General features: G+C 43.7%; 5 protein-coding genes and 1 riboswitch. All 5 genes read right to left on the bottom strand.

Going from position 1 to position 8,014, the window contains the following annotated elements; genetic code table 11:
- Positions 1-777 precede the first annotated feature (777 nt).
- The 5 genes from tsgA to JMA39_RS03025 all read right to left on the bottom strand — a co-directional run bounded on the left by tsgA (position 778) and on the right by JMA39_RS03025 (position 8,008).
- Positions 778-1,959 (bottom strand): MFS transporter TsgA, encoded by a 1,182-nt coding sequence (gene tsgA, locus JMA39_RS03045; protein WP_202720336.1) that lies wholly within the window; start codon positions 1,957-1,959, stop codon positions 778-780.
- A 447-nt stretch (positions 1,960-2,406) separates the two neighbouring features.
- Positions 2,407-2,949 carry a histidine phosphatase family protein gene (locus JMA39_RS03040; protein ID WP_202720335.1) on the bottom strand — a complete coding sequence of 181 codons (543 nt, stop codon included), beginning with the start codon at positions 2,947-2,949 and terminating at the stop codon, positions 2,407-2,409.
- Positions 2,949-4,112, bottom strand: coding sequence for a threonine-phosphate decarboxylase CobD (gene cobD / locus JMA39_RS03035; RefSeq protein WP_202720334.1), 1,164 nt, complete (start codon positions 4,110-4,112; stop codon positions 2,949-2,951). Before cobD ends, JMA39_RS03040 begins: the two co-directional genes overlap by 1 nt.
- 11 nt (positions 4,113-4,123) lie before the next feature.
- The gene (cbiB, locus tag JMA39_RS03030) at positions 4,124-5,029 is read right to left on the bottom strand and encodes an adenosylcobinamide-phosphate synthase CbiB (RefSeq protein ID WP_202720333.1); all 906 of its coding nucleotides are present in this window, start codon (positions 5,027-5,029) and stop codon (positions 4,124-4,126) included.
- Between the two features lie 197 nt (positions 5,030-5,226).
- A riboswitch (cobalamin riboswitch) is annotated at positions 5,227-5,394 on the bottom strand.
- A gap of 607 nt (positions 5,395-6,001) precedes the next feature.
- Positions 6,002-8,008 (bottom strand): MtrB/PioB family decaheme-associated outer membrane protein, encoded by a 2,007-nt coding sequence (locus JMA39_RS03025; RefSeq protein WP_202720332.1) that lies wholly within the window; start codon positions 8,006-8,008, stop codon positions 6,002-6,004.
- Positions 8,009-8,014 lie beyond the last annotated feature (6 nt).

Raw genomic sequence — 8,014 nt, 5'->3', positions numbered from 1 at the left:
TTTCGCTAGATCGACTCCAACAACTGAAATGTTATTCATAATCTTCTCCACTTACGTAAAATCATTTAGACAACGTAAAAGGGAGGAGCGTCCATCTCATTATTTGTATAGTGCGCATGCGCGTTTATTTGGCAAAACGCGCATGCACATTTAATAAACCTATTATTTAATTTTTACTGAAGAAAAGCTATTGATTTATAAGCACTCTATCAAAGTCATGCTGGATAAACGCGCACAAAAATGAGCAAAGTGAGCATTGGTATTGATGTTGAATCGAAAGTAATTCGTGACTATTACTTATCGATTCGTAAAAGTAGGCCAACAGGCTCTTCACAGTTCTTTCCTGTTTATTGCCTGTAACTCATAAAGGGCATTTCCACGTTATACATCAAACAACACCAACCTAAATGTGTACACCAATTATTCGGTGTAGATACGGCTGAAGCCGTCGAAAACAGGGATGTACTTGCAACGATATCCCTATCTAATAGCCAGTTCAGCATCCATGCTTCTCGTTCGTAGCACAAAGCTCCGCTTTACTCACCGTGCTTCAGCAGTGTCTGCACATCCGCCTGCCGGAGGCGATTGATAGTCATGAAGCTAAAACATGGAACTCACTTCCCCGTAGCCACAGCTTAGAGATAAATGTAATCAAACCTTCATTCGAAAGTAACCAGATTTTGGGGTAAAAAATACTTGGATTTATGGAACAAAAAAGCCCCATCAAAAGAGGAGGCTTAATCACTTATCTACACTTCTCTACACTCGTCGAATTGCTTAATGGCTTGATGAATGGCCGTGAATACGATGTTTGGTTACGAAGCTAACTAATAAACACATAATAAAGACCACCGCATATAAACCATTACCGGTGAGCATTGCAGCATGTGCACCATAACTCTTCACAATTGGACTGGTAACAACGAAAGTCAACATGGTGCCTATACTGCCACAGAATAAAATGAAATTGACAATGCGAGGCGATGCTTCTTTTGTCTGCTGAGACGCCAATGTAATGATGGTCGTATAAATAGCACTACTGAAGAAACCTAATACTGTGATGATAATAAGTAAATGTTCTGTATTGGTATCCATATTGAACCAGAACATTAATCCTGTGGCTAAAGCAGAAAGCACTAATACAAAATATTGAATATCAAATCGTTTCATTATCATGCTAAAGCCCCACATACCAAGCATATATGCGCCCCAGAAGTAACTCAGTAACTGACTTGCACCACTTAAATCCATGCCCAACGACTTAGTTGCGTATTCAGGTATCCATGAAATAAAAGCCATTTGCCCCAAAATATAACAAAGTGCTGCAATCGCTAAAAATAGAATACCTAAACCCCACTTCTCTTTTACCGCTTGTTGTTGCTCCTCAGACTTAACCAGTACAGGGAACTCGCAAATAAGTGCCAGAATAAAGATAGCAAGGTAAATCATGCCAATGGCTGCATATACCCAATACCAAGCAATACTGTGTGCAAGTAATGCAGCCGAAATTAGCGGGAAAATCATACCTGCCATACTGAAAAATGAATCGGTAAACAGCAATCGTGATCCACGTTGTTTACCATGATAGAGGCGAGTAATTAAATAAGTACCAATTGACATGGTAATACCACTCACCACACCAAGAACAAACATGCTAGCAGAGAAGATTGCAAGGTTATGACCAAACATTAATCCTAGAACCGCCAGTACCATCAGAATAAAGCCAAAAATCAGCTGCTTTTTAAGTGAAATGATCTCCATTAACCATACATTTAAGAAAATAGAAATTAATACGCCTGTATTCAAGAATGTAAAAGTGTTACTCATGCTAGAGATAGGTAAATTGAAAAACTTAGCAATATCCCCCATCACAATTCCGGTGACAATAATCAGAGATCCTGTTAATGCATAGGATAAAAAGCTTATCCATGTGAGTAGGATGCGATTGCGGTCGGTCATAACAAGTCCTGTATCGGTAAAATTTGGATAAAAAAAATCGACCTGTAAAAAGTCGATTTAAAACCAAATCATTTTAACACGATACAATTTGATACATTAATAGAAATTATAAAAAGAACCCAAATAAATTAGCCAGCGCTAATTTAATTTACGTTCTAGATACTCACCAATAAACATCAAAAACAATACAGATAACGAGGCAAACATATAGCCAACACTAACAACATATTCGCAATGAGATTGAAGCTGTAAATATCGCAATTGCCATAGTCAATCACCCCAATCAATTGCATAAAAAAGGCGCAATCTATGCTCATAGTCATTAATGATATTGTTCGCAAGAACGATATTATTACACCCTATCCAGTATCCGATGAAGGTAATGAGTAACCTAGAGCTGTAACACACAAACACCTTCTGTTGCTTCAACAGCCACCGCTTAAACAACTAAAGCATGAACTCAAAATACTCACAATTTCCCGGTACAGGCCGTTGATTCGACCAAGGCGCGAGGCCATTAGCCACATTTTGCAGGACTCGTAGCCACTCACCATGACCAATCACCACCAAGGTATTCACATTTAAAGACTCAATGCAGGCAAAAAACTTCTCTATTCTGCCCAATACTGCCGTGGCTGACTCGGCATTATGAATATCGATATGATTAGTATCGAAGCGCTGATCATAAGCGTGCCACCTATCATCGCCCTCCTCTCTTAACAGACCTTGTAACTCCCCAAAGCAGCGTTCACGTAGTAACGAAGATGACAGAGTGGATAGTTTCAAGCCTTCATTGACTAACACTGCTGTAGACTGTGCACGACCAAGATCGCTAGAGATAATAAGTTCAGGCTGATAACGCAATAAATGCTGCCCGAGCAGTCTTGCTTGCTCTACACCTTCTTGGCTCAGCTCACTATCAAGATGGCCCTGTAACTTGCCTAGCTTGTTCCACTGTGTCTCACCGTGACGACAAAATAATATTCTCATTAGTCATGACTCCTATCATCCTGATCTCGCGATTCACCCGCCATATTTGAAAAGATTAGCGTCTGTAGCGCATGGGTTAATTTTTCCCACTGCAACTCATTAGCAGGAAGACCGAAGCGCAAGGCATCTTGCTCATCGGTTAACCGAGTTAAAATGTGGTGGCGGCACAGGCGCTCATACCATACTGGCGCGTTAGCTAAGTAAATGGTCTGAAATAGAGCGCTACCCACAATCGCGCCGGGTAATGTAGAGAGCAACCTCTTTAGACGCTGGCTAGCTGTATGAAGTCGCGTAAGCTGCGCCTGCTGCCAGTCCATATCAGCAAGAGCTAGCTTACAGATTTGTCGAGCAGGACCGTTAAGGCACCATGGGCCTAGCTGAGTTTGTAAGCTTTCTCGTATATCCTTTGGTGCATAAACAAACCCAGCCCGAATTCCAGCTAAGCCGAAAAACTTGCCGATGGAGCGCAGCACAATAAGGTTATTTTCGGTTATCGGCAACAGGCTCTGATCAGGAGTCATGTCCATAAAGGCTTCGTCAACCACTAACACAGACCCCTTTGCAGACAACTCAACTAACCAAGCATGTAGAGTGGCTCGCGGGATAAGATGCGCGGCTGGATTATTGGGGTTGATAACCAACAGCACATCACAACGTGCAAGCTGCTGCGTAGAAGGTTGCTGAAAATTATCTTTTTTATAAACACCTTTCTTATAAACATCTGCCTCATAAACATTCGCCATAGAAGCAGCTGAGTTATGCTCATCTCCAATACTGTCTGTACCGTAGTATTCTATCTGCCAGCCCTGCATGCACCATGCACGTTCATGCTCTTTGTAACCCACTCTAGGCAGAAGCACCACTCCCGCACTGCCACGCCTTTTGGCCAGCACGTTTGGCAAACATTGAATTGCGGCTTGAGAACCCGCTACAGGTAAGGCATTGTGTCCGCCGTAATAACCATCGGCTGCAGGGATTAAGCCATCGTCCTCTTCGGGTAACCGGTTCCAACATGATGTAGGTAATTCTGGTACCGGGAAATGCCATGGACTCACACCCGTTGATAAATCTAACCAATCATTTTCATTACCGCCAAACTGACTTATTGCAATTCGTAGTCGACCACCATGGTGTAATAACGCCATCTTCTCAATACCACTCATACCATAATCTCTCAAAAAATAGTCACCAATAATGACAGCATTAGTAATGTCACAACCCAGTAGATAGCGCTAAGCCTGACAAGGTTACAGGCTCTATTAATATCAGATGCCTGCGCGGCTCTGCCTTCGCCAAGCATGGGTTTATCGCAAATATAGCCATCGTATTCAGCGGCGCCGCCCATGGTGATATGTAAACTACCGGCACCCGCTGCCATCACAGGTCCACCATTTGGGCTAGCACATTTGGGTGCTTGAACGCGCCAGCACTTAAGTGCAATAGAAGTGTTGCCTCCTAGTGCATAAGCTAAGGCGCATAGGCGCGCGGGAATATAATTGAGTAGATCATCAAGTTTGGCGGCGCACCAACCAAATTGCAGGTAGGTTTGGTTTTTATAGCCCCACATGGCGTCTAAGGTGTTGCTTAATCGATAAAGAACTGCGCCAACAGGGCCCGCAACCGTAAACCAAAACAGCGCGCCAAATACTGCATCGTTGCCATTTTCAAGTACTGACTCAAGTGTGGCATTCACCACTTGTTGCTCGGTAAGCTTCGCGGTTTTACGACTAACTATCATGCCGACTCTTTGCCTAGCTAAAACTAAATCTCCCTGTTTAAGCGCCTCACCAACGGCATTACCGTGCTCACAAAGGCTGCGACCACCGATTACAAAGTAAAGGATCACCACATCGATCCACCAGATCGAAGGGAGAGATAACAGAGGTAAAACAGGTAGCAGGAGTATAAATACAGCTAACAATCCACGACGCTTTGTTGGTCGCCAAAGGCGCTGCTTCACCCAGCTTGCAAGCAGACCAAATCCAACTAGCGGGTGAAACCTAGGGAGTTCACCAAAGAGTCGGTCCAGCAGTAGTGCTAATGTGACTACACCTGCGCAGTAAAAGGGATCAAACCACATAGTGCAGCGTCTCCCGTCTCAATATTTTCTTGAGCGGCGCAATCGTCATTGCCACTAAAGTCTCGAGATAAGTGGAAAGATAAAAACGGCTTGAAATGTGATGCATCTTCAATAGTCCCAAAGGAGAAAAGATGCTGAAAACCAGGCAGGTAAACACACGAGTGAATTTACAAAACCGAGAGCGCCCGCCCAGTTTTACAGCGTTAACGATCAAGGTGGGTACTCTGACTTCTGAAGACGATTTGCAATCCTGCTTTGGCGATGGCCAGCAGAAGAGTTGCTCCAGTTACAGTTGCGGGTACAGTTCAGAATTTTCATCCGATTCCCCCATAAGCCTTAACGGCTCCTTGAACACTAATACCAATCAATATAAGAAGTTGATCTACTCAGAGCGTTTTTTGGCAAACTAATTCAAGGCGAAGAGCTGAAGGGATGGTTATTCCCTTGTGAAGCTTTCCAACGCTGAAGTAGGCAGCCAAAAACGCTCCAGAATGGCGAGTTTTAGCGGCTCTGATACTGCGTTAACAAGCTTAACCGTAGAATAACTATGCTCTTCACTCGTTGCCTTGTCTCAGTGCCGCTAAACTCTCGCTGAGCGACCAAATCTTTATACTGATTGGTATTAAGATTTTACAATAAAAACCATTAGTTAATCACTGTTACTTTCAACAGTAAAATTCATAGCAAACAACAAAATTAACGCTATAGCTCCTCTTTCGGTTAATGAATCGATAAAATTGAGGCATAAAAAAACCGAGAATAGATGCCTCTATTCTCGGTAAAAATGGGAGCAAGTTTTTTAAGAACTTACTTTTTGTTAAGGCTCTGCTCTCATTAAAACGCTGTTAATAAACAGCATTCACATGTTCACCTTACCTTTTTATGATCATATTTTTGCATCAAGCGACCACAAGCCTATTATGCCTTGCAGGGTCGACAACAGACCTGCGGCGCTTGATACTGATCACTGCATCAAAAACGATATTGCAAGGTCGCCATGACTAAATGGGCCTTATAATCATGATCTAACAAACCAAGAGTCGTTAAGCCTGTAGGTCCGGTGCCTGGATAATAATCAACGGGCAGTTGAGTATCATCACTGTCTTCATAACCTTCAAACTCGTAGCGTAAGCCCACTATAACTTGCTGACTAACTGCGTAATTTACATATAAATTGGCGTGATGACTGCTTGACTCATACATACCAAACACATCATTTCCATCCACATAGCTGTCGCTAAACGAGATAGCAAAACTATAGTCGCCGCCAATAGTGATCCCTGAGTCGCTTAAGCCGCTGTAGGTAAAGCCTGCCCCAACAAATCCAAACTCTTCGTTGGTGTCAGCTTCCCAATAACCAATATAGTTACTCCTAGCGCTTGTTTGCTCGTTATCTAGCCACTGGTAACCACCATCACTGCTGAGTAGTAAATCAGCGGTCACCTGCCAGCTTAGGCCTAAGTCAAAGCCGTAACTGTTAGACTCAATCAAGCCGATACTGGAATTGCTATAATCATCTAACGAGTAGTATCCGTGAGCACTGATAGCAATGCTGTCAGTTGGGGTATGCGTTACAAACACCTCAGCCTTGCTACTCTTCTTATCGGCTAGGTAATATTTGCGCATTAGCTGATCTTCAGCAGCATTCACCGCATCGTCATACAAGAACTGTGAACCTCCTTTATCGGCGTAGCTACCTTTAACACGTAGATCCCACATATCGAAGCCTGTTGCACGCCACTGTGCCCAGAAGATATTGTCATCAGTCTGCTCACGATCTTGATGGCTACGCTCAGTTTCGATGCGATCAAAACCCACTTCAATACGTTGCCCTGCCATTAGCTGGTAATTGGCGCTAACTTTATAAGCACTGCGAGTGGTATCGTAAGGTGTGTTTTGTACTAACTCCCCAGTCACACCATCTATACTGACTTGCTCGTAATCATGCACATCGGTAGTGTTATCACGGTCTGAGTAATCCACAGAGGCATTGATCCTAAGTCCCTTCATAACACGGGTAGAGAACTTAACGTTGGCATCTAATGTCTCAACCTCGGCGTTTGCGCCATGGTTGCCAGCAGCAACACCCGATAAAGTGATAAAGTCACCCTCTTGGCTCATGTTACCGCTAGCAATGCGACCGGAGATATAACTACGGTCAAAGATGTAATTCCCCATTAAACTGATAAAGTGCGCCTGATTATCTACCGCTTGGGCAGCATCGGCATAACCTGGTTGTTCGATTGATAGTTTGTCGATGTTGTTATCAAACCAGCTACCGTTATAGCCAAGCTCAGCAAACCAGTTATCCCCCTTAAGGTTAACCCCTGCGCGTAGGTTTTGTGTGGTGTAGTCTACCGGCGCTGCGATATTAATAGCATCGAGATTGCCATTTGACATGCTGCCGCGCAGCTTACCGCTTTTGTCTTCGCTGCTCATGGCGACATAAGTGCCAAAGCGATTGTGACTAAAGTCAGCCCCTAGAGTAAACTTTTGACGCTCTAAGGCTAGCTCTTGGGTCTTTAAGCCGTCTTGTTTAATGAGTACCCCATCTTTTGCCTGCCAGCGGCTTTGGGCATTGTCGGCATCGTACTGGTGACTCGTCTGATAGCCAGCCTCCATACTCCACTGACCTAAACGGCCAGTTTTGATCTTGGCTAAAGCCTGCTCACTACCTAAGCCATCAGAGTAGAGCTGAGTGCGATAACCTTTATCCATAATCACTGTGTCTGCATCAAGGCCTACGGCAAAGCCATCGGTATAACGTAAACTGTTAGCCGAATGAGCATCTTTACTATCTTGCATGCCTGCTTCTAGGGTTACACTGCCTAACACTTGCTGATTACTGATGCACTTAGTGCATTTCCAACTGGTATTTTGTGCCTTAGCCTGACTCGCAGTAACACCAAAATCGAAAGCTGCGGCACCAGTACTGACAGTCGCTAAAGCCAAGGCGACAATATTGAGTTTAAATTTCATGACTTA

It is taken from the genome of Shewanella schlegeliana, from assembly GCF_016765635.1.
GTDB lineage: Bacteria > Pseudomonadota > Gammaproteobacteria > Enterobacterales > Shewanellaceae > Shewanella > Shewanella schlegeliana.
The sequence above is the reverse complement of the archived record's forward strand: the minus strand, read 5'-3'. Positions and strand labels throughout refer to the sequence as shown.

Bases quoted from the DNA above. Each gene is read 5' to 3' on its own strand.
- cobD (WP_202720334.1), bottom strand. From the start codon at position 4,112: ATGAGTGGTATTGAGAAGATGGCGTTATTACACCATGGTGGTCGACTA.
- cbiB (WP_202720333.1), bottom strand. From the start codon at position 5,029: ATGTGGTTTGATCCCTTTTACTGCGCAGGTGTAGTCACATTAGCACTA.
- tsgA (WP_202720336.1), bottom strand. From the start codon at position 1,959: ATGACCGACCGCAATCGCATCCTACTCACATGGATAAGCTTTTTATCC.
- JMA39_RS03025 (WP_202720332.1), bottom strand. From the start codon at position 8,008: ATGAAATTTAAACTCAATATTGTCGCCTTGGCTTTAGCGACTGTCAGT.
- JMA39_RS03040 (WP_202720335.1), bottom strand. From the start codon at position 2,949: ATGAGAATATTATTTTGTCGTCACGGTGAGACACAGTGGAACAAGCTA.